This window comes from Paraburkholderia gardini, assembly GCF_907164575.1.
GTDB lineage: Bacteria > Pseudomonadota > Gammaproteobacteria > Burkholderiales > Burkholderiaceae > Paraburkholderia > Paraburkholderia gardini.
The window spans coordinates 45,870-67,002 of record NZ_CAJQYY010000016.1 but is presented as its reverse complement, the minus strand read 5'-3'; the positions used below and the strand labels follow the sequence as shown (position 1 = coordinate 67,002).

The 21,133-nt window shown below is 62.8% G+C and carries 19 protein-coding genes and 1 pseudogene; 13 read left to right on the top strand and 7 right to left on the bottom strand.

Translation table 11 applies throughout. The features are described 5' to 3' along the window. Window positions 1-3: 3 nt before the first annotated feature. Window positions 4-894, bottom strand: a complete 891-nt coding sequence (locus tag LPA34_RS14855; protein ID WP_228979361.1) for an isocitrate lyase/PEP mutase family protein — start codon at window positions 892-894, stop codon at window positions 4-6. Window positions 895-1,239: 345 nt separating this feature from the next. Here LPA34_RS14855 and LPA34_RS14850 point away from each other — a divergent pair, with 345 nt between their 5' ends. From LPA34_RS14850 to LPA34_RS14840, 3 genes are all read left to right on the top strand, one after another. Beyond that, window positions 1,240-2,562 carry a sugar efflux transporter gene (locus LPA34_RS14850; RefSeq protein ID WP_228979502.1) on the top strand — a complete coding sequence of 441 codons (1,323 nt, stop codon included), beginning with the start codon at window positions 1,240-1,242 and terminating at the stop codon, window positions 2,560-2,562. A gap of 262 nt (window positions 2,563-2,824) precedes the next feature. Continuing rightward, window positions 2,825-3,088, top strand: a complete 264-nt coding sequence (locus tag LPA34_RS14845; RefSeq protein WP_228979359.1) for an H-NS family nucleoid-associated regulatory protein — start codon at window positions 2,825-2,827, stop codon at window positions 3,086-3,088. Window positions 3,089-3,128: 40 nt separating this feature from the next. Next, window positions 3,129-3,908, top strand: coding sequence for a class II aldolase/adducin family protein (locus LPA34_RS14840; protein ID WP_228979358.1), 780 nt, complete (start codon window positions 3,129-3,131; stop codon window positions 3,906-3,908). Window positions 3,909-4,080: 172 nt separating this feature from the next. Here LPA34_RS14840 and pcaG read toward each other — a convergent pair whose 3' ends face one another. Both pcaG and pcaH read right to left on the bottom strand, forming a co-directional pair. Then, the gene (pcaG, locus tag LPA34_RS14835) at window positions 4,081-4,671 is read right to left on the bottom strand and encodes a protocatechuate 3,4-dioxygenase subunit alpha (protein ID WP_228979500.1); all 591 of its coding nucleotides are present in this window, start codon (window positions 4,669-4,671) and stop codon (window positions 4,081-4,083) included. Further along, complete coding sequence (gene pcaH, locus LPA34_RS14830; RefSeq protein WP_228979356.1) at window positions 4,671-5,378, bottom strand: protocatechuate 3,4-dioxygenase subunit beta; 708 nt, start codon at window positions 5,376-5,378, stop codon at window positions 4,671-4,673. Before pcaH ends, pcaG begins: the two co-directional genes overlap by 1 nt. 107 nt (window positions 5,379-5,485) lie before the next feature. Between pcaH and pcaQ the strand changes: the two genes are divergently transcribed. Both pcaQ and LPA34_RS14820 read left to right on the top strand, forming a co-directional pair. After that, on the top strand, window positions 5,486-6,466 hold the full coding sequence (gene pcaQ, locus LPA34_RS14825; RefSeq protein WP_228979354.1) for a pca operon transcription factor PcaQ: 981 nt from the start codon (window positions 5,486-5,488) through the stop codon (window positions 6,464-6,466). Window positions 6,467-6,652: 186 nt separating this feature from the next. Then, entirely contained in the window at window positions 6,653-7,780 is a 1,128-nt protein-coding gene (locus LPA34_RS14820) for a 4-hydroxyphenylpyruvate dioxygenase family protein (protein ID WP_228979352.1), read from the top strand. Between the two features lie 21 nt (window positions 7,781-7,801). Here the strand turns inward: LPA34_RS14820 and LPA34_RS14815 are convergent, their stop codons facing one another. Further along, window positions 7,802-8,431 carry a helix-turn-helix domain-containing protein gene (locus LPA34_RS14815; protein WP_228979350.1) on the bottom strand — a complete coding sequence of 210 codons (630 nt, stop codon included), beginning with the start codon at window positions 8,429-8,431 and terminating at the stop codon, window positions 7,802-7,804. Window positions 8,432-8,625: 194 nt separating this feature from the next. Here LPA34_RS14815 and LPA34_RS14810 point away from each other — a divergent pair, with 194 nt between their 5' ends. The 4 genes from LPA34_RS14810 (at window position 8,626) to LPA34_RS14795 (ending at window position 13,317) form a co-directional block, all read left to right on the top strand. Continuing rightward, entirely contained in the window at window positions 8,626-10,260 is a 1,635-nt protein-coding gene (locus LPA34_RS14810) for an NADP-dependent glyceraldehyde-3-phosphate dehydrogenase (protein WP_228979349.1), read from the top strand. A gap of 233 nt (window positions 10,261-10,493) precedes the next feature. Further along, the gene (locus LPA34_RS14805) at window positions 10,494-11,474 is read left to right on the top strand and encodes an ABC transporter substrate-binding protein (protein WP_228979346.1); all 981 of its coding nucleotides are present in this window, start codon (window positions 10,494-10,496) and stop codon (window positions 11,472-11,474) included. A gap of 98 nt (window positions 11,475-11,572) precedes the next feature. Further along, entirely contained in the window at window positions 11,573-12,547 is a 975-nt protein-coding gene (locus tag LPA34_RS14800) for an ABC transporter permease subunit (protein ID WP_228979345.1), read from the top strand. Further along, window positions 12,544-13,317, top strand: coding sequence for an ATP-binding cassette domain-containing protein (locus tag LPA34_RS14795; protein ID WP_228979343.1), 774 nt, complete (start codon window positions 12,544-12,546; stop codon window positions 13,315-13,317). The genes LPA34_RS14800 and LPA34_RS14795 overlap by 4 nt, the downstream gene beginning before the upstream one ends. 173 nt (window positions 13,318-13,490) lie before the next feature. On the opposite strand, the gene tssE is transcribed toward LPA34_RS14795, so the two are convergent. Continuing rightward, entirely contained in the window at window positions 13,491-13,913 is a 423-nt protein-coding gene (tssE, locus tag LPA34_RS14790; protein WP_228979341.1) for a type VI secretion system baseplate subunit TssE, read from the bottom strand. Window positions 13,914-13,924: 11 nt separating this feature from the next. Next, window positions 13,925-14,482, bottom strand: a pseudogene (locus LPA34_RS14785) (hypothetical protein); the annotation flags it as partial. A 182-nt stretch (window positions 14,483-14,664) separates the two neighbouring features. Between LPA34_RS14785 and tssJ the strand changes: the two are divergent. The 4 genes from tssJ to LPA34_RS14765 all read left to right on the top strand — a co-directional run bounded on the left by tssJ (window position 14,665) and on the right by LPA34_RS14765 (window position 19,805). Continuing rightward, entirely contained in the window at window positions 14,665-15,276 is a 612-nt protein-coding gene (gene tssJ / locus LPA34_RS14780; RefSeq protein WP_228979338.1) for a type VI secretion system lipoprotein TssJ, read from the top strand. A 327-nt stretch (window positions 15,277-15,603) separates the two neighbouring features. Then, window positions 15,604-17,994: a penicillin-binding protein 1A gene (locus LPA34_RS14775; RefSeq protein ID WP_228979498.1), complete on the top strand. Its 2,391-nt coding sequence runs from the start codon at window positions 15,604-15,606 to the stop codon at window positions 17,992-17,994. Window positions 17,995-18,083: 89 nt separating this feature from the next. Continuing rightward, window positions 18,084-19,289, top strand: a complete 1,206-nt coding sequence (dinB, locus tag LPA34_RS14770; protein WP_228979336.1) for a DNA polymerase IV — start codon at window positions 18,084-18,086, stop codon at window positions 19,287-19,289. 30 nt (window positions 19,290-19,319) lie between these two features. Then, window positions 19,320-19,805 (top strand): PH domain-containing protein, encoded by a 486-nt coding sequence (locus tag LPA34_RS14765; RefSeq protein ID WP_228979334.1) that lies wholly within the window; start codon window positions 19,320-19,322, stop codon window positions 19,803-19,805. 52 nt (window positions 19,806-19,857) lie between these two features. Here LPA34_RS14765 and ydiK read toward each other — a convergent pair whose 3' ends face one another. Continuing rightward, the gene (gene ydiK / locus LPA34_RS14760) at window positions 19,858-20,964 is read right to left on the bottom strand and encodes an AI-2E family transporter YdiK (RefSeq protein WP_228979333.1); all 1,107 of its coding nucleotides are present in this window, start codon (window positions 20,962-20,964) and stop codon (window positions 19,858-19,860) included. Window positions 20,965-21,133: the final 169 nt, after the last annotated feature.

Sequence of the window (21,133 nt, the reverse complement as noted above, 5' to 3'; positions counted from 1 at the left end):
GTCTTATTTGTCGTCGGCGGCGTACTGTTTGTCGAGCTGGTCGTAGAGCGGTTTGTTGACGAGCCGCTGGCGCTCGTTGAACGGCACGACGAGCGAAGGATCCTCATCGAGCCGGCCGTTTTCCCTGAGCGCGCCGAGCGCGCGCTGCATGCCGAGCACCGCGCCCTGAAGCGCGGCGTTCGCGTACAGCACGATGCCGTAGCCGAGCTTGCCGAGCACCTCGCGCGACTGCACCGGCGTCTTGCCGCCGATCACGATGTTGACGAGCTGTGGCGTGTTCGTGAAGAGACCCGGCAGACGTTCGATGTCGGCGAGCGATTCGGTGGCCTCGATAAAGAGGATGTCCGCACCGGCTTCGATAAACCGGTGGCCGCGCTCGATCGCCGCTTCGATACCTTCCACCGCGGCTGCGTCCGTGCGCGCGATGATCTGCAGGTTGCCGTCTTCGCGCGCATCGACGGCCGCGCGGATCTTGCCGGTCATCTCGCCCGTCGGGACGACTTCCTTGCCGGAGAAGTGGCCGCATTTCTTCGGCATCACCTGGTCTTCGAACTGGATCGCGTCGGCGCCGCTGCGCTCCAGCGTGCGCACTGTGTGCCGCACGTTCAATGCGTTGCCGAAGCCCGTATCGGCATCGACGATCAGCGGCAACGAGACCGCATCGCGCACCCGTGCCGTGTGTTCGGCGATTTCGTTCAGTCCGACGAAGCCCAGATCGGGCAACCCGAGCGACATGTTCGTGACGCCCGCGCCCGTGAGGTAGAGGGCCTCGAAGCCGGCGTCCTCGATGATGCGTGCGCTCATCGCATTGAACGCGCCGGGTACGAGGAGGCCCCGGCGTTCATTCACGCTGCGTCGGAACGCAGCGCGGCGGCTGACAGATGATGTTGGCATGATGGTGAGTCCGGTTGAGGTTCGATGATCGAGGCCGTGCCGCGGAATCTGTGCCAGTCGGCCGCCATCCGGGGCGCCTGCAACGTCCCACGGGATTATGACGCACCCGCCCGTTGCCTGCGTGCAGCCGGGCGAGCCCGCTGACGCTTCGACGCGACATGTATTCATCGCGCAACCGCGCATGTTGGGAGCATTGAATACGGGTTTACCGATCGGACCGGTACACCCGATAATGCTTCGTCATCGAGCGTGGCCACCGTGCCGCGATGATCATGTCGACGCTGTATTCCAGACGGTCGCCCCCATGCCGAGCCCTTTGTTGTGCCTTCACCTGACCTTCGCGCCGTGCTGAAGAACTCACGTTTTTTCGATCTGTTGCGCATCCCCGGTTTCAAACCGCTTGCGGGCGCAACCTTGATGCTCGGCGTGGCGATGTCGTTTACCGCCCCGTATCTGTCGCTGTTCGGTATCGAACGTGCAGGTATGACGCCGCTTCGCCTCGGTCTTTTCATGACGCTGATCGCGGCAAGCGGCGTGCTGGCGAGCACGCTCGCGGGCCGCTGGAGCGATGCAAGCGGGCGCCACCGGCCACTTTTGCTGGCCTCGCTCGCCGCGGCGATGCTCGGTTACCTGTGCCTGTGCGTGGTGCGGGACTACCGGCTGCTGCTGGTGGTGGGCGTCGTGTTTATCGGCGCGGGCAGCTCGGCGATTTCGCTGGTGTTCTCGTTCAGCCGCGCCGCGCTACCCGTGGCCGACGACGCCGGGCGGGCATTCGCGAGCGCGTCGTTACGGACGATCCTGTCGGCCGCATGGGTGTTCGGGCCAGCCGTGGGCGCGCTCGTGCTGGCGGGCACCGGCTTTTACGGGCTCTTTCTGTTCGCCGCCGCGAGCTTCGCGGCCTGTGCGGCGATCGTCTCGCGCACGAAGGAGCCGACCGGGCACCTCGGCGATCATACGGTCGAGGATACGGCGGCCGAGCCGGCCTCTTCGATTACCGTGCCACCGCTGAAGGCGCCCGCCGACGATGCCCACGAAGCGGGAATTGCCGTCGCCTCGCAGAACGATATCTGGCGCGCGGTCGTCGCGCTGACGCTGATCGGGCTCGCTGCGAACGCGACCATGATCGTGCTGCCGCTCTATATCGTGCACGGTCTGAACGGCTCGCGGCTGGATGTGTCGATCATGCTCGGGCTCGGCGCGCTGAGCGAAATTCCAATGATGCTCGCGCTCGGCGCACGCTCGTCCACGTTGCACAAGCTGAACTGGCTGGCTGCGTGCGCGGCGGTGCATGCGGTGTATTTCGTCGCGATGGCGCTCGCGGGCAACGTGAACGTGCTGATCCCGATGCAACTGCTCAACGCGTTTGTCGTCGCCGTCACGTCGTGTCTTGGCATGACCTACGTGCAGGATCTGATGCCCGCCTCGCCGGGCAAGGCGACTGCGCTGTTCTTCAATGCGGCGCGGTTGGGGTCGATTTTGTCGGGCGTATTGTCGGGGCTGCTCGTCGGAACGTTCGGTTATCGCGGCACGTTTGTGTTTTGCGGGCTGCTGGCGCTGGGCGCGCTCGTGCTGTTCGCGGTGCCGGGGTACCATTATTCGCGGATGGCGCGCGCGATTCGCGGCTATATCGAACGAAAGCGTGCCGCGCGGCGCGCGCCGGAACGATAGTGACGCCGGAAACGGCGGCGCGGCGCGCGTTGCTTTACAATTGCAGCGCTGGGGTCATCCGGTTCCGCCACGCCGACCGGATTTTTTCTGACATGCTGACTGGCCCACTACCGTTCCGGAGGCTCCGGAACCCGGTTTCGCCGGAATAGCCGCGTGAATCAAATTCACCGGGGCCGCGTCAACACCAACAAAAGGCTTCGCTGGCAATTGCGAGGCCTTTGTCTTTCAAGCGCACGCTTTTCTGCAAGGAAAGCGGTGCATCATGATGGAGCGGGAGGAACAGCGGATGTTCGACGCCGACGGAGAAGCGCGCGATCGATTGATCGTGTGGATACGCCGCCGCATGGAAGAGTACGGCATCACAATGACGGATCTCGCAGCGGCCATTGAAGCCGACGCAGCCGCATTAAAGGCGCCGATGTATCGGGATGCGTACGGAAATACCTGGGACGGTGAAGGCGAAAGGCCGGAATGGCTGACGCGCGCCATTCACGCCGGACAGAATATCGATCATTTCAGGTGCTGAATTAAACGCGCCGGCAGTGCGCGATTAACGGAGAGACAAAATGGCAACGGTCGCGCCTTCGCACGCTTTCAGCGCTGAAGAATGGGCTACCCGCTGTGAGCTTGCAGCGCTTTATCGCCTGATTGCCCATTTTCGTATGACGGACCTCATCGACACGCATATCACCGCGCGCGTGCCGGGCCCCGGGCATCACTTTCTGATTAACCGCTATGGCGTGCTGTTCGACGAAATGCGTGCGTCCGATCTGGTGAAGATCGATGCCGAAGGGCGCGTCGTGGATGCGGACAGCGCCGCGCGCGATCCCGCTTTATATCGCGTGAATGCCGCGGGTTTTACGATTCACTCCGCCGTACATGCCGCGCGGCCCGATCTTCATTTCGTGATTCATACGCATACGGCTGCCGGTTCGGCTGTCTCCGCACAGAAGCAGGGTTTGCTGCCGATCAGTCAGCACGCGCTCAAGTTTTACGGATGTCTCGCGTATCACGACTATGAAGGCATCGCGCTGGATCTTGCCGAGCGTGAGCGGCTGGTTGCCGATCTGGGTTCCTGTAACGCGATGATTCTGAGAAACCATGGGTTGCTGGTGGGCGGACGTTCCGCCGCGCTCGCGTTCCAGGAAATTCATTTTCTCGAGCGGGCATGTCAGATCCAGGTGCAGGCGCTTGCAGGCGGCGCTGAGTTGAGCTTTCCTTCCGAAGCGGTTTGCAGGCTTACCGCCGACCAGTTTCAGCGCGACGACTCCGATGGGATCGCCGCGCTTGCCTGGCAGGCGGCGTTGCGGCTTGTCGATCACGCGGCGGTGGATTACCGGGGCTAGGTGTTGTTCTTTGCCGGTCGCGCAAAGACCCGAAAAAAAGCCCGCTCGCGGCGGGCTAAAGGTTACGTTGGAGTTTCGCGAAGTTTTCGCACCCGCATTCTGATGCGCGCGTGTGAAATTTTCGTGAATGCGTTCGCGGCCTGTTTTTATTGACCGCTCGCCGCTACGTTCATCACAGGTCGAAGAATACGGTCTCGTTCTCGCCCTGCATGTGGATGTCAAAGCGGTACACCGTATTGCCCGCGCCGGTCTCCCGTCGCGCGACCAGCGTATGCCGACGGTCCGCCGGTACTGATGCCAGCACGGCATCCGTTTTGTTCGCTTCCACTTCGTCCTCGAAATAGAGTCGCGTGAACGTGTGCAGCAGCATCCCGCGCATCAGCACGATCACGTTCACATGCGGAGCGTCATCGCTGCCCGTCGTACCCGGTTTCACCGTCTGCACGATAAAGCGCTTTTCCGGGTCCGTTCCCGTGCCCACCCGCGCGAAGCCGCGAAAGCCCGTGCGCTCGATATCGGCCTGCGATTTCGGGTAGTTTCCGGCGGCATCCAGTTGCGACAGTTCGATCATCGCGTCGCCGATCGGCTTGCCGTCGCCGTCGAATACCTGCCCGACGATCGTGATGTGTTCGCCCGGCGTTTCGTGGTCCACGAGCGCTGTAGCGAACAGGCTCTTCAGATCGAAGTTGTATTGCTCCGGGCACAGGCCATAAGCGAAGTACGGGCCGACCGTTTGTGAAGGCGTCTGTTTGAGTGTCATGATCAACGCTCCATCGGTGTTTCGTCGCGGCCGCGCAGCACGATATCGAATTCGTAGCCCAGCGCGAAGCCTTCTTCAGTCACATCCAGCGAGAAGCGCGAAATCAGCCGCTCGCGTGCCTGCTCCGGCGTGCCCTGGAAAATCGGATCGAACGCTAGCAACGGGTCGCCGGGGAAATACATCTGCGTCACAAGGCGCGAACCGAAGTGGTCGCCAAAGAGCGAGAAGTGAATGTGATTCGGACGCCACGCGTTCGGATGGTTACCCCACGGATACGCGCCCGGTTTGATCGTCATGAAGCGATAGCGGCCGTCGTTGTCGGTCAGGCAGCGTCCTGCGCCCAGGAAATTCGGATCGAGCGGTGCGTCGTGCTGGTCTGTCTTGTGGACGTAGCGGCCCGCGGCGTTCGCCTGCCACACTTCGACCAGCGTGTTGCGCACCGGCCGGCCGCCTTCGTCGAGCACGCGGCCCGTCACGATGATGCGCTCGCCAAGCGGTGCACCGTTTTTTGCTGCATTGCGGGTGAGATCGTTGTCGAGCGCGCCAAGGTCTTCGGCGCCATAGACGGGAACGTGCTGGTCGCGTAGCCGTTCCTTCAACGGAATCAGCGGGCGGGTCGGCCCACGCTTAACGGAAGATCCATAACCGGGATAAACATACGCCGGATGGGACGCGAAGTCGCGCGGCGCTAAAAGGAGGGACTCGTCCATCGGGTGTCTCCTGATGTTGATTTAATGACTAGGGATGTTTGCGACTTTATCTAACCTGAGCGGTTATGCAAAATGACGTTTTCTCGTCTTTCGTATAACCTGTCGTTATGCAACGCAGTCTCGCGGACAGCCGCGTCAAATTCCGTCATCTCCAGTGCTTTCTTGCCGTCGCGCAGTCTGGCGGCGTGCAGAAGGCCGCGGAGAGCCTGTCGATTACGCAGCCCGCCGTCTCGAAGACGGTCGCCGAACTGGAATCGATTCTCGGCGTACGGCTCTTCGAGCGGGGCCGGCATGGCGCGGTGCCCACGCGCGAAGGGCAGCTTTTCATGCCGCACGCGAGCGCCTGCGTCAGCGCGCTGCGTCAGGGCGTTGATTTGCTGGCGCGCGAGGAGGGCGCGGCGCCCGCCACGCTCGACGTCGGTATTCTTCCGACCGTTGCAAACGCACTCGTGCCACCGGTTCTGAAACGCTTTGCGATGCAGTGGCCGCAGGTCGTGGTACGGCTCATGACGGCATCGAACGCGGATTTGCTTGCTCGGCTGAAGGCGGGTGCGATCGAATGCGCGATCGGGCGCCTCGCCGATCCGGAGCGGATGGTCGGTCTGAGCTTCGAGCAGTTGTATCGCGAGCCGCTGATCGCGGTCGTGCGCGCCGGTCATCCGCTCGCGACGCGCACGGCGCCGCCCGCCGGGCTGCTCGACGGCTTTCCGGTCGTGTTGCCGCAGTACGGCACGCTGATCCGGCAATCGGCGGAAAGCCTGCTCGCGGCGTGGGGCGTGCCGCCGCTAAAATCGTTTGTGGAGGTGCTGTCGGTGTCCGTCGGGCGGGCGTTGACGCTCCAGAACGACGCGGTCTGGTTCGTGCCCGTCAGCGCGGTCGAATACGATCTGTCGCGCGGTGAGCTGGTGCGCCTCGCGTTGCCGTTCACGGGAACAGAAGAGCCGGTCGGACTGGTCCTGCGCACGGATACGCAGCCTTCGCCGGTTGCGCGCGCGCTGATCGACGCCGTGCGCGCCGTCACGCGGCAGCGCATCGCGCCAGCCGCCACGCCGCCGCGGGCGCGGAAACGCGGCGGTCCGGCGCGCTGATCGCTTTTGATTGTCATAACAGCACGGCGTTGGCGAATCTGGACGGGCGTGAACCGTCCGGTACAAAATGCGGGTTGCGGGAGATCACGCGAACGGTGTACAAACACGGTTCACAAGGCGCCGGGCGTGATGGGTCACCGGCGCGCACGAGAGTCAGGCGTTACCGTATCAGTCAAGGAGAAAACCATGTCCAGCGATCTGCCCAGTCCGACCGCTGCCAGGCGCGCCATCGCCGACGTCGAACACAATCCGCTCGGCACGGCCGGCCTCGAGTTCGTGGAATTCGCCGCGCGCGATCCGCAGGCGCTTGGCCGCACGTTCACGCAACTCGGCTTCAAGGCCATTGCCCGCCACGTCAGCAAGGATGTCACGCTGTTCTGGCAGGGCGAGATGAATTTCCTGCTGAACGCCGAGCCGGATTCGTTCGCTTCGCGCTACGCGGAGGAATACGGCACGGGCGTGTGCGCGATCGGCATTCGCGTGGCGAACGCGCAGCAGGCGTTCGATCGCGCGATCGAGTTCGGTGCGTGGGAATTCGAAGGCGAGAGCGTCGGCAGAAACGAACTGTGGATTCCCGCCATTCAGGGCATCGGCGATTCACACATTTATTTCGTCGACCGCTGGCGCGGTCGGGGTGGCCAGCAGGGCGGCCTTGGCGATATCTCGATCTTCGATATCGACTTTCGTCCCGTCGACGTCGACACCGCGCATGCCGATCTGAGCCACGCGGGAACCGGGCTCGTCGCGGTCGACCATCTGACGCAGACCGTCGGCGCAGGCCGCATGCAGGAATGGCTCGACTTCTATCGCGGGCTGCTCAACTTCCGCGAGATTCACGAATTGCACGCGAACTGGCACGTTTCGGCGGATTCGCGCGTGATGGTGTCGCCATGCGGCGCGATCCGCATTCCGCTCTATGAGGAAGGCACACCGCGTACGAACCTGATGCACGACTACCTGCCCGATCATCCGGGTGAAGGCGTGCAGCACATCGCGCTCGCCACCGACGATATTTTCGGGTGTGTCGAGGCGCTGAGCGCGAACGGTCTGACGTTCGTCGAGCCGCCGCCGCGCTACTACGAGCAGGTCGACGCGCGGCTTCCTGGCCATGGGCTCGATATCGGACGGCTGCGGCGCGGCCGCATTCTCGTCGATGGCGAGATCGGTGCCGATGGCGTGCCGCTGCTTTTCTTCCAGACCTTTGTCCGGCGCAACGCGGGTGAGATTTTCTTTGAAATCGTGCAGCGGCGTGGCCATCACGGTTTCGGTGAAGGCAATCTTAAGGCGCTTGCCGAAGCGCGCCAGGACCCTTAAGGTGGCTTAAAGCGCGGCGCCTTATTTCCTTGCCGCGGCTTCGATGGGCGGTTGCGGGACATCCGATCCCGTTGCCATCCATAGCACTTCGGCATCTTCCTCGCTGGTCGACACCGCTGCGTGCCCTGTGCGGCTATCGAAGTAAAGACTGTCGCCAGCGTTCAGATGCGTGGGTGCATACAGTTCGGAATAAAGGCACACGCTACCGCTGATCACATACAGGAATTCCTCGCCTTCGTGACGACCCCAGTCGTCGAACGCGTCCAGCGTGTGCGCGGAAATGCGGATACGAAAAGGCAGCATCGCCTTGTGCGCGAGATCGGTGGCGAGCAGTTCCATCTGATAGCCGCGATATGCGTGACGTTGCCCCGCATCCTTGCGCGTGAGTGCGCGCCGCCCGCTCGCGCTGACTTTCGGCGTCGAGCCGAACAGTTCACCCAGATCGATCTTCAGGCCGTTCACGATTTTCTGCAGCACGTCGAACGTCGGCGACATCAGGCCGTTTTCGACTTTCGACAGTGTCGAGCGCGAGACGCCGCACAGGCGACTCGCGTTCTCCAGCGTCAGGTCGTGTGCGACCCGCGCGGCACGGACGCGCCGTCCGAGATCGGAGGTGGGCGATTCGGCCGGCTTGAGAGTGTGGGTATCCATGTAACGATGCAGAAAGCGCGCTCTTAGGCGAAATGTGTTGCCGATCATAACATTGCGTCGGTTACGCGGGCCCGGCTCGTGCTTCGACACTTCTGCAGCAGAGAGAGGCCGTCATTTCCTGCCTGTCGAGACAGCAAATAATCAATCTTTGACGTGATAATGGCCGTTCACGCGAACGAACGGAGAGTAAGGCCATGTCCACCATCGATTTCGAAACGCTGAAGCAACGCTTCCCCGTGTCCGGCGATATTCCTGAGGAGTTTCGTCTCGCGGCGCCGATCCATCAGCGCATTTCGCTCGTCGACGGTGAGTTCGTCAAATGGGACGGCACATGCAAGACCGTACTGTCACCGATTTGCGTGAAACAGCCGGACGGCTCGGTGCAACAGGTCGAGATCGGCAGCTACCCGGTAATGGGCGACACCGAAAGCGAGGCCGCGCTGGATGCAGCGGTCAAGGCGTACGATTCCGGTCGCGGCGAATGGCCGACGATGGCCGTCGCGCAGCGCATCGCGTGCATGCAGGATTTCATCAAACGGATGGTTGCGCAGCGTCAGCTGATTGTTAACCTCATCATGTGGGAAATCGGCAAGAGCCTTGCCGATTCGCGCAAGGAATTCGACCGCACCGTCGAATACATGGCGGCCACCATCGAGGCGCTCAAGGAGCAGGACAACAGCAATTCGCGCTTTGTCATCGCGGAAGGCACCATCGGCCAGATCCGTCGCACGCCGCTTGGCGTCGTGCTGTGCATGGGGCCTTACAACTATCCGCTGAACGAGACGTTCGCCACGCTGATCCCGGCGCTTCTGATGGGCAACACGGTGGTATTCAAGCCGCCCCAATATGGGACGTTGCTGTTCTATCCGCTGCTTGAAGCGTTCCGCGATGCGTTCCCTGAAGGCGTGATCAACACGATCTATGCGCCTGGCGCCGTGGTCGTGCCGCACATGCTGGCCACCGGCAAGATCAACGTGCTCGCGCTGATCGGTTCGAGCAAGGTCGCCGATCATCTGAAGAAGCAACATCCGAAGTCACATCGTCTGCGCGCGATTCTGGGTCTCGACGCAAAGAATGCCGCGATCATCCTGCCCGATGCGGATCTTGACCTGACTGTGAAGGAATGCCTGCTAGGCGCATTGTCGTTTAACGGTCAGCGTTGCACGGCGCTCAAGATGCTGATCGTCCACGAATCGATTGTCGACACGTTCCTTGCGCGTTTCACCGAAGCGCTAGGCAAGCTGAAGGTCGGCATGCCATGGGAAGCAGGCGTGAACATCACACCGCTGCCCGGCCTGCACAGAACCGCCTATATGACCGACGCCATCGACGATGCGAAGGCAAAGGGCGCGCATATCGTCAACGATGGCGGCGGCACGTTCTGCCAGACGCTGTTTTACCCGGCGGTCGTTTATCCCGTCACGGAAGGCATGAAGCTCTATCGCGAGGAGCAGTTCGGCCCGCTCATACCAGTGACGACGTTCAGCGACGTCGAAACCGCGCTGGAATACGTGATCACCTCCGATCACGGCCAGCAGGTCAGCATCTTTGGTTCGAACCCGGCGCAGATCGGCGAGCTGGTCGATCCGCTCGTCAACCAGGTGTGTCGCGTGAATCTGAACTGTCAGTGCCAGCGTGGGCCCGATGTATTTCCGTTTGCCGGCCGCAAGGATTCGGCGGAGGGTACGCTCTCGGTGACCGATGCGTTGCGCGCGTTCTCGATCCGTTCGATGGTCGCCGCGAAGCAGACCGATGACAGCAAGGCGTTGCTCGACGCCATCGTGAACGACCATCAGTCGAAGTTCGTGAATACGGGCTTTATTTTCTAGGCGCTTCAGCGCATCCCACGATTTGAACGCTGCACCGCGATAACGAAGGTTATCGCGGTGCAGCGGCGCGTCTGTCGGAAAGTGAAAGCCTTCATGCGAAATCGATGCAGGAAAACACCAGGGCCGCTTGAAGCGTGCGTGGGTATACTGGCCCACTGCCCGGCGTCAAAAGCCTTGGGGAAGATGAGGATGGCCAGGCACCGTCAGTCGGACTCAACAGGAGGAAGACAGGTATGAAGCGCATCGTATCCCGCTATCTGGTTGCCCTTTCAACCGTCGTTGGCTGTTCATTCACCGGTCTCGCGCACGCGGATGCCGCTCATCCGGTCGTCGCGCTGCTGCCCGGCGTCACCGATCCTTTCTACTTCACGATGCACCGTGGCGCTGAGCGTGCCGCGAAGGAAGAGCACATCCAGTTGCTGTTTCAGGTGCCCAAGGCATGGAACACCACGGAGCAGGTGCCTATTCTCAAGGCGTTTATCGCGAAACACCCGGACGTCCTGCTGGTTTCGCCCGTCGACAAGCAGCAGATGATCGGACCGCTCAAGGAAGCCGCCGATGCGGGTATCAAGGTGATTACCGTCGATACCTACATCGGCGACGGTCATTACCAGACCGGCAAGGGCGATGCGGATTTCCCGCTTTCCTATATCGCTTCCGATAACCTCGAAGGCGGACGCGTCGCGGCACGCGCGCTCGCGAAAGCGATCGGCGACAAGGGCACCGTGTACTGCGAGAACAACAAGCCGGGCATCTCGAGCACCGATGCACGCGCCGAAGGCTTCGCGGAAGAAATGAAGAAGCATCCGAACATCACCGTGCTGCAAACGCAATACAACGAGGACGACGCGAACCGGGCTGCGTCGCACGTGGCCGCCGTGCTTGCACGCAATCCCGATCTTGCTGGCGTGTTCGGCGCCAACACGTTCTCGGGCAGCGGCGCGGCGCAGGGCGTCAAGGCGGCAGGCAAGCAGGGTGTAGTGAAGGTTGTCGTGTTCGACGCCGTGCCCGGCATCGACGAACAGATCCGCAGCGGCCTCGTGGATATCGCGATCGCACAGCGTCCGGATGAAATCGGCTACTACGGCGTGAAGTTCGCCGCCGACGCGATTCGCGGCAAGAAGATTCCGGTGTTCAAGAGCACGGGGTTCATCGTGCTGGACAAGAGCAACATCGACAAGCCGGAGATGAAGCAGTACATCTATTCGAACTAGCCGGACTGGCGAAGCGCCAGCGAATCAGATCGTACGTCCTGTGCGCGTCAACACGCGTACAGGTGCCGCTTTCGCCATCCCGGACCACCGGACAACTCATGGACAATTCACGTCTCGACCGGCTCGCGCTGATCAGCAAGATCTGGCCCTGGCTCTTCCTGTGCGCGCTGCTGGTGTTCTTCGAAGTCTGGGCGAGGATATCGGATCACCGTTCGTTCATTTTCAACGCGTACAACCTGCAGTCGATCGGGCTCGCTGCCAGTGCGCCGCTGCTGCTTGCCATCGGGCAGACGTTCGTGATCATCACGGCGGGCATCGATCTGTCGGTCGGCTTTGTCATGGGGCTCGCGGCCGTTTGCATCGCGCAGTTCACGATTCCCGGCGGCAACGCGCCGTGGATCGTGCTGCTCTCGATTCCGGCGACGATCGTCGTGTGTCTCGTGCCGGGGTTCGTCAACGGTGTGCTGATCGCGCGGCTTGGCGTGCCGGCGTTTATCGGCACGCTCGGCATGTATGGCGTCGCGCGCGGCGTGGGGTTTCTCGCGGCGGGCAGCGGCATGACGGTCGCGGTGAACAATGCGGGTCTCGCGTGGCTCGGGCACGGCTGGACACCAGTCGTGCTCACCCTGATCCTGTTGCTCGTCATGCATTTCATTCTGTCGAAAACGCGCTTCGGGCAGTACACGTACGCGATCGGCGGCAATCCGCAGTCGGCGGTTCGCGCGGGGATCAATGTGCGCCGGCATCTGGTCGTGATCTATCTGATCGCCGCGGCGTTTGCCGCGGTGGGCGGCATTGTCTATACGTCACGCTTTGCCGCAGGTGCCGCGAACGCCGGCGAGCCGATGCTGCTCGATTCGATCGCGGCGGTGGTGATCGGCGGCGCGAGTCTCTTTGGCGGCACGGGCAATGTGATCGGCACGCTGATCGGTGCGCTGATCATCGCGGTAATCGAATTCGGGCTGGTGTTCATCGACGTCAACGCGTTCTGGCAGTTCATCGTGGTGGGCATCGTGATCATCATGTCGGTGCTGATCGACCAGTACAAGGAACGGCTCGGAGGCGCGCAATGAGCACGCCGATTCTCGAGGCGCGCGACATCTCGATCCGCTTCGGCGGCGTCGAGGCGCTCAAGCGCGTTTCGCTGCACGTCATGCCGGGTGAAGTGCTGGCACTTGCCGGAGACAACGGCGCGGGCAAATCGACGCTCATCAAGATCATCTCGGGCGTCTATCATGCCGACGCGGGCCAGTTGCTGTTCAACGGCACGCCGATGCAGTTACGCGATCCGCAGGACGCACGCGCGCAGGGCATCGAGACGATCTACCAGGATCTCGCGCTTGCCGACAATCTCGACGTCGGCAGCAACATCTTTCTCGGACGCGAACCGGTGCGCCGGCAATTCGGCATCCAGGTGATCGACCGGGAACGCATGGCGCAGGTCGCGCGCGAAGTGCTGGAACGCCTCGATATCGTGATCCCCGAGCGCAAGCTGGGCGGCCCGGTGAAGATGCTCTCCGGCGGGCAACGCCAGGCCATCGCGATCGGACGCGCGATCTACTGGAACGCGCACGTGCTGATCATGGACGAACCCACAGCGGCGCTCGGCGTTCCCGAGCAGCGCAAGGTCATGGAGCTGATCGCCGCGCTGAAGGCAGAGGGCGTGGCCGTCATCCTGATCTCGCACAATCTGCACGATATCTTCGCGATTGCCGATCGCATCGTCGTGCTGCGGCGTGGCGAGGTGGCGGGCGAACGGCTCGTCGCAGGCACGAATGGCGACGAGATCGTGCGCCTGATGGTCGGCGATACCTATGCCGATGCGCGTGGTTCGGCGCATTAGCAGACGGGCGCACAATTGCCACGTTCGAACTGAACGTTAAGCGGAGGGTCAACCTCCATGGTGAGACGGTCGAGTAACTCGCGGCCGTGAGCCTTCAAAGCGATGTCGCAGGTCTGCGCGGGCACCGACGGAAATACCGGGTGCGTCCGCGCAGATCGCCACGCCTGAAGGTGCTACTTCGTTTCCGTTCGCCGCTCGATGCGCATGCGGCCCGGCGGCTCGAAATACGTACCGAACCGCACGAGCCCCGCCTTCTTCAGATGACAGGTCATCACGTAGCTCACGGTGACGCCGGGATCGTCGTTGTCGATGATGTCGACATCGATCGCACGAACGCGTGGCTCGTATTTCAGCAGCGTGGCCTCCATCTCCTTTTTCAGCAGATGCGACGACGCAGGCAGGGCCTTGAAGATGTTCGTGAGATCTGGCAGACCGAAATCGGGCAGGTGCTTGAGCGCTCCCGCGCGCGTATTGAGGATGCGGCGGATATTCTGCTGGACGCTCAGGATCTCGAGAGTTTTGTCGTCGTGGGCGCTGAGCGGCTCACCATCGATGTGGCCGAGCAACATGTCATACAGGGAAGGGCCAGCGGGCATCGTCTGGTCCCTTAGATGCCGACTGAAACCGGATGGCCGGTGGTCGCGCTGGCGGCTGCCCGCACGTCGTGATCGACCAAATCGATTACGAGGCTGCCTTCCAGGGGCGCGCCGTCCCACAGGGACTTCCGTTGGTCGAAGGAAGTCCCCTTGGGGGACATCGACAGGAGAATTCCAGCAGGTATCCCGCGGGGACTTCCTTCGGACGTGGAACCCTTCGCCATTCGCGAGAGCAGTTCACGCGACACAGCCGGCAGGATGCGCTGGTTCAGGAACGCGTCGACATTGCGTGCGCCAGACCCGCGTGCAAGGCACAACTGCGCGAGCGAGTCTGTCAACGCGTCATCCAGGGTGAGCGCGATGTCGTACTGATGGCGCAGACGTTCGGCGACCTTCGCAAGCTTCAGACGCAGAATCGACGCGAGCGCGGCGGCGTCGAGCGACCGGTAGACGAGCGTCTGGAGGCGCACGAGCAGCGCCGGCTGGAAGTGTGCAACGAGTGTCGGATGAATGGCTTCGAGCAGTTCGGCCTGCGAGATGACCGGATTCTCCGATGTGATCGCGCTGACCGACAGCAGCGGCCAGGCGTTAGCCGCGCGCAGCAGATGCGGTGCATCCGTGATCGCCTGCAACAGGTTCGCAGCCGCCTCGAGGGCGACCGAGCAATGCGGGTTGAGCTTGCGAAGCAGATGAGTGGAATTCCTCGGGGATTTCCGATGGTCGTCACGCATGGTCATGGTGGAGCCCGGTCATGGGACGCGGCAGAACGCTGGTCCGCGAGTTACAAAAACGCAAGCCCGCTGCAGGCGAACCGGCAGGGACCGGCGAAAAGAAGGCCGGCACACAACAGACCGCCCTCGCATCCGGCCTGCTGCTTTCTGCCTGCGGCGCCTGGCAGGCTGTGTCCGACGGCACTTCCAGTGCGTATCGCGCTGTCTTCTACAAACAGGTCAAGACGCTGAACGTCGACCTGACGGCGCGTGCATCCCTCAATCCAGACGAGACAAACCGCTCGACCTCGGTCGCGGTGCGTGTGTATCAGCTCAAGGACCGCAAGCTCTTTGACGCCGCGTCCTACGGCGATCTGATAAAGAACGACAAAACCGTACTGGCACAGGACCTGCAGACCAGCATCGCCACCGTGGTGAATCCGGGCGCGTCCGCAAGCCTGTCGCAACCGATGCAACCCGATACACGATACGTCGCCATCGTCGCGTTCTATCGCGATCCAGGCACCGACGGAGGATGGCGACGCGTGATTGCAAAGAAGAACCTTTCAGCCGATGCACCGCTCAAGCTCGATCTGGTCGATCGTGAACTCGTCGCGTCGAACGATGTAGCAAAGGAACGACCCGTCCGCTAACGACGCAGGAGCGCAGGAGACTGAGTGCCATGACAGCTGTTGCAAATGCCATCGCCAGTGCGACATGGTCTCCCCGGGGTTCCTGGCCGATGGTTTTTCTCATCGCTGGAATGCCTGGTTTTTTGTTATAGCAGACGAACCGCAGCACCTTCCTCACCACGCCATTTTCGGCCTTGAGCCTTGACTTCGCACGGCATTTGGTACGATTCAGCCTTTTCAAGCTGATGGCAGGCCCGCGTGGACCGTAGAAACACGTCATTCGTTCGTGACTATTGCCTGGCTCAATTCGCCCGGATCAAGCCGGTCGTGACGGACCGGCTGCAACGCATGCGTCATCCGACGCTGCGCGGCGTCGCGCTCACGCTCGCCGCATTCCCGGCCCTCATGCTGCTGTATGTGCTGGTGCTGATTCCATTCACGCCGGGCATCGGCGACATCCGCAAGGCGAAGGTCGAGCAGCCGGCGCGCGTGTTTTCCGCGGACGGCAAGCTGCTCGCCGAGTTCAAGCCGAGCAATCGCGAATGGGTCAAACTCGCCGACATCTCGCCGCACGTGGTGGATGCGCTGATCGCGACAGAAGACCACCGCTTCTACGAGCACCACGGCCTCGACTGGCGGCGCACGGCTTCGGCCGCGCTGCATACGTTCTCGGGCGACCGCCAGGGCGGCTCGACGATCACGCAGCAGCTCGCGCGCAATCTGTACCCCGACGAAATAGGCCGCGCGCCCACGCTCACGCGCAAGCTCAAGGAAGCGATCACCGCGTTCAAGATCGAAGCGGTCTACACGAAACCCGAAATTCTCGAGACGTACCTCAACACGGTGCCGTTTCTCTACAACGCGTACGGCATCGAGATGGCGGCGCGCACCTACTTCGACAAATCCGCCCATGATCTCGACGTGCTGCAAAGCGCGACGCTCACCGGCATGCTGAAAGGCAACAGCTACTACAATCCGGTCATCAATCCCGAGCGCGCGCTGCAGCGACGCAATATCGTGCTCGCCCAAATGGTGAAATACGGGCGTCTTTCGCAGGCGTCTTATACGTCGCTCGTCAAACGCCCGTTGCGGATCGATTTCGAACGCCAGATCGAGTCGCCCGGCCCGGCGCCGCATTTCGCACAGCAGCTGCGAAAATGGCTGATTTCGTGGGCCGATCGTAACGATTACAACGTGTATTCCGACGGCCTCGTCGTGCGTACGACCATCGATTCGCGGCTTCAGACCATGGCGACCCAGGCCGTCGTGCTGCAGGGCAATTCGCTGCAGGGCATCGCGAATTCGGCGTGGGGTACGCGTGCGGGATGCGCGAACGGGCGCGACCTGATGCAGACGTTCGTGCGTGAAACGCCCGATTATCGTGCGGCGAGAGACTCAGGACTGGACGATGGGGACGCGCTCAAACATCTCGCGTCCGACCGGCACTTCATGCAGGCGCTGTGCGACAGCAAGACCCGCGTGCAGGCCGACTTTGTCGCCATCGATCCGCGCAACGGCCAGATCCGCGCGTGGGTCGGCAGCCGCGATTTCGGCCAGGATCCGTTCGATCACGTGCAGCAGGCGCGTCGCCAGCCAGGCTCGACGTTCAAGCCGTTCGTGTACGGCGCGGCGTTCGAGGACGGCGCGACACCCGACGACACGTTCATCGACCAGCCCGTGGAAATTTCACTGGCGGGCGGCGAGATCTGGAAACCTTCCGATGCCGAAGCGCCCACCGGCCGCCCGATGACCCTGCGCGATGCGCTCGCGTATTCGCGCAACCGGATCACCGCGCAGCTGATGCAGGAAGTCGGGCCTTCGAAGGTCGCGCGTCTCGCGCGCGCGATGGGCGTGCGCGACAGCAGGCTCGACGCCGTGCCGTCGCTCGGCCTTGGCACGAGCCCCGTCACGCTGAAGGAAATGGTCTCCGCCTATGCGACGATCGCCAATCGCGGCGCTTACATCGAGCCGGTGATGGTGACGCGCATCGAGGACCGCAACGGCGACGTGCTGGCTGATTTCGCGCCGGTTGCCGGCAGCCAGGCGTTGTCGGCCGATGCGGACCAGACGCTGCTCGACGTCATGCGTGACGTCGTCAATCGCGGCACCGGTTCGACGATCCGCTCGCGCTTCGGCATTCGCGCGGACGTCGCGGGCAAGACCGGCACGACGCAGGACAACGCCGATGGCTGGTTCATCCTGATGCATCCGCAACTGGTCGCGGGCGCGTGGGTCGGGTTCAACGACAGCCGCGTGACGTTGCGCAGCGATTACTGGGGGCAGGGTGCGCACAGCGCGTTGCCGATCGTCGGCGATTTCTACCAGCGTGCGTTGCGCTCACGCGTGATCGATCCGCAGGCGCGTTTCCCGAAGGAAGAGCCGGGCACGGTTTCCGTGTGGTTTGCCAAGGCGCGCGAATGGGCCGGACAGCTTTTTTCCGCGAAGCCGAAACCTGAAGTGGCGAGCGGCACGCGTCACAGGCCACGTCCGCGTCCGGTGATTACAGCGTCGCCGCCGGCTTCGGCTTCGGCTTCGGCTTCAGCTTCGGTGTCCGCATCGGCGACGGTGGCGGCACCGAGGGCGCTACCGCCGCTTCTGCCGCCGATCATCGCCAGCGCGCCTCAGGAAACCGGCGGATTCGACACCGGCGAGCCTGCCTCATCACCGACGCCGACGCCCGATGCGCCATCCCCGGGCACAGGCGAAACCTCCGGCACAGCGTCGGGCGACCAGCCCTGAGCAACGTCTGATCCGGTGGTGGGCGCCCGGCCGGGTCGCAGGCGCGCCGGGGCGCCTGCGCTCGCGGCTTCAGGTACGATATCCGGACGATGAATTCCGTTTCTGTTGACGCTTCCGTTCCCGCCTCTTCTGGCACGCGCCGTATCGCGCATCTGGACATGGATGCGTTTTACGCGTCCGTGGAACTGTTGCGCTATCCCGAGCTGCGCGGTCAGGCGGTCGTGATCGGCGGTGGGCGCAATGCCATGCCCGAAATGCTCGAAGACGGCACCCGGCGCTTTCGAAAGCTGCGCGACTACGCGGGGCGTGGCGTCGTGACGACCTCGACGTACGAAGCGCGCGCGCTGGGCGTGTTCTCCGCGATGGGGATGATGAAGGCGGCGCAACTGGCGCCCGACGCGATCCTGCTGCCCACCGATTTCGATTCCTACCGCCATTACTCGCGCCTCTTCAAGACGGCCGTGGCTGCTTTTACATCGCAGATCGAGGATCGCGGCATCGACGAAATCTACATCGACCTCACTGACGTGTCGGGCGAGCCGGCCGACATCGGCACGCGCATCAAGGCGGCGGTTAGAGAGGCGACGGGTCTCACGTGTTCGATCTGCATTGCACCGAACAAGCTGCTGGCGAAAATCGGCTCTGAACTCGACAAGCCGGACGGCCTCACGCTGCTGACCATGGACGATGTGCCAAAGCGGATCTGGCCGTTGCCGGCGCGCAAGGTGAACGGCATCGGCCCGAAAGCGAGCGAAAAACTCGCGTCCATCGGCATCGCGACGGTCGGCGATCTGGCGGCGGCCGCGCCGGAACTGCTGCAGTCGCACTTCGGCCGGAGCTATTCCGCGTGGCTCGCCGACGTCGCGCAGGGGATCGACACGCGGCAGGTGGTGGTGAGTTCCGAGCCGCGCTCGATGAGCCGCGAAACGACGTTCGAGCGCGACCTGCACCCTCGCCGCGACAGGGCTGCGCTCTCCGAGGCATTCACCGGGCTGTGCGTGCGGGTCGCGGACGACCTGCGGCGCAAAGGCTATACTGGAAGGACCGTGGGCATCAAGTTGCGGTACGACGACTTCAAGACCGTCACGCGCGATCTGACCATCCCGCACCCAACGGCGGATGCAACCGAAATTCGCCGCGCTGCAACAGAATGTCTGAGGCGTGTGCCGCTCGATCGAAGATTGCGTCTGCTCGGTGTGCGCGTTTCGGCGTTGTCCCCCGCGGGCAGCGAGCCTGTCGCACCGGCTCCGGTTCAGGGCGAGTTGCCGTTTTCGGCAGAAAACCAAGGCAGTTGATCAACAGCGATCACCAACAGGACAGACGTGATGACAAGGCAGGTGATTTACCGCGGCGCGCCTTCACAGGTCATCAATATTCCGGCCTTTCTGAAGGGCGGCGTTGTCATGGCACTGGTGGGCGCGATCGATCTTGTCACGGCGGGCGATTTTCCATTCCAGTGGTCGCTCGTGCTGGTGCAGGCCGCGGCGATCATGATCGGCGTCGCGTTGCCATTCCTCAAGACGGCGTCAACCGAAATCGTGATCGATACCGAGCGGATTACCTGGACGCAGGGCATTTTCAACCGGCGCACCTCGAGTCTCGAACTCGCGCGCATCCGTAATGTGACGGTGGTTTATCCGCGGTGGCAGCGCGCGTTCGGCACGGGTTCGATCGTGCTCGATACGGGTGACGGACGGCGCCCGATGCGTCGCCTGCCAGGCATCCGCCACGCCGACGAACTATGCAGGAAACTGGAAGCGGCGATCGCCGCTTCGCCCGCGCTCAAGGACGAACACCTGCGTTACGCGTAAGGGTCGTCCTGATTCGATGCAGCGAGCGTGACAGGCGCACAGCTGTCGCGCGCTAGATTTCTCCCTTGACGTGAGCCGGATCGTCGGTGGCCTGAACGCCTGGCGGCACCGGCTTTTCGTTGATCCACGCGTTCAGCAGCGTCGACGTGACGGCGAGAATCACCGGCCCCATGAACAGGCCGACGATGCCGAACGCGAACATCCCGCCCAGCACGCCCGACAGGATCAGCAGCATCGAGAGGTTCACGCCGCGCTTGATCAGCATCGGGCGCAGCACGTTGTCGAGCATCGCGATCATGATCGACCAGACAAGCAGCAGAATCGCGACCAGATGCGACGAATGGAAGAAGAGCCACGCGACCGAACCGAGCAGCGGCAGAAGCGGCCCGATCTGCGCGAGACACAGCATCAGCATCAGGGCCGTCAGGATGCCCGCGCCGGGCACGCCGGCAACCCACAGACCGATGCCGCCGAGCGCGGATTGCGTCACCGCGGTGACCACGATGCCGAGCGCCACGGCGCGAACCGCGAGGCCCGCGAGCTTGATCGCGCCTTCGCCGCGTTGCGCGGCGATGCGGCCGGCAAAGCGCATCATGAATGCCGCTGCCTGTTCGCCGTTCATGTAGAGAATGCCGGAGATGATGATCGTGATGAACATGTGAATCACGAACACGCCGACGACGGCCGCATGGCCGAGCATCCAGCGCGCACCGATGCTCACATACGGTTCAACCTTGGCCAGCAGGCCGCCCGGGCCCGCATCCGAAAGCACCTGCCATTCCGTGTCGATGCGCGCGCCAATCAGCGGAATGTCCTTGATCCAGTCAGGCGGCGGCGCCAGGGCGTAGTCGGGCAGGCTCTTGATGGCCGCCATGATCTCGCCGCCGTGCAACGCAAGCGTCGAGATGGCCTGGTACAACGGCAGCACGATCACGATCAGCAGACAGAGCAGCATCACGAAGGTGGCGATCCACCGCCGGTTGCCGCAGCGTCGCTGGATGGCGAGCATCAACGGCCACGTGGCGACCACGATCGTGGTCGCCCAGATCAGGCCTGGAATGAACGGACTCAGTACGTAGATACTTCCGACCGTCAGTGCAACCAGGATAACGATCACAAGCAGTGTGCGGGCAATGTCGATCTGATCGCGCTGGTTCAAGTTATCCTCCCGAACAGGTTGGTGCTGCGCTGCGATACTTTATCGTAGTAACACCACCGCATGTGTGCCGTTATCGTTACAACCGTCAGCCGGCGCCGCCGACGAACCAGCGATAGTAAGGATTATCCGGGTCCGCATGCATGACGTTGCCGATATCGCGTTGCCATGC

Coding starts and splice junctions, on each gene's coding strand:
- LPA34_RS14855 (WP_228979361.1), bottom strand. CDS start 894: ATGCCAACATCATCTGTCAGCCGCCGCGCTGCGTTCCGACGCAGCGTG.
- LPA34_RS14845 (WP_228979359.1), top strand. CDS start 2,825: ATGATGGAGCGGGAGGAACAGCGGATGTTCGACGCCGACGGAGAAGCG.
- LPA34_RS14840 (WP_228979358.1), top strand. CDS start 3,129: ATGGCAACGGTCGCGCCTTCGCACGCTTTCAGCGCTGAAGAATGGGCT.
- pcaH (WP_228979356.1), bottom strand. CDS start 5,378: ATGGACGAGTCCCTCCTTTTAGCGCCGCGCGACTTCGCGTCCCATCCG.
- pcaQ (WP_228979354.1), top strand. CDS start 5,486: ATGCAACGCAGTCTCGCGGACAGCCGCGTCAAATTCCGTCATCTCCAG.
- LPA34_RS14820 (WP_228979352.1), top strand. CDS start 6,653: ATGTCCAGCGATCTGCCCAGTCCGACCGCTGCCAGGCGCGCCATCGCC.
- LPA34_RS14815 (WP_228979350.1), bottom strand. CDS start 8,431: ATGGATACCCACACTCTCAAGCCGGCCGAATCGCCCACCTCCGATCTC.
- LPA34_RS14810 (WP_228979349.1), top strand. CDS start 8,626: ATGTCCACCATCGATTTCGAAACGCTGAAGCAACGCTTCCCCGTGTCC.
- LPA34_RS14805 (WP_228979346.1), top strand. CDS start 10,494: ATGAAGCGCATCGTATCCCGCTATCTGGTTGCCCTTTCAACCGTCGTT.
- LPA34_RS14800 (WP_228979345.1), top strand. CDS start 11,573: ATGGACAATTCACGTCTCGACCGGCTCGCGCTGATCAGCAAGATCTGG.
- LPA34_RS14795 (WP_228979343.1), top strand. CDS start 12,544: ATGAGCACGCCGATTCTCGAGGCGCGCGACATCTCGATCCGCTTCGGC.
- tssE (WP_228979341.1), bottom strand. CDS start 13,913: ATGCCCGCTGGCCCTTCCCTGTATGACATGTTGCTCGGCCACATCGAT.
- tssJ (WP_228979338.1), top strand. CDS start 14,665: ATGGGACGCGGCAGAACGCTGGTCCGCGAGTTACAAAAACGCAAGCCC.
- LPA34_RS14775 (WP_228979498.1), top strand. CDS start 15,604: ATGCGTCATCCGACGCTGCGCGGCGTCGCGCTCACGCTCGCCGCATTC.
- dinB (WP_228979336.1), top strand. CDS start 18,084: ATGAATTCCGTTTCTGTTGACGCTTCCGTTCCCGCCTCTTCTGGCACG.
- LPA34_RS14765 (WP_228979334.1), top strand. CDS start 19,320: ATGACAAGGCAGGTGATTTACCGCGGCGCGCCTTCACAGGTCATCAAT.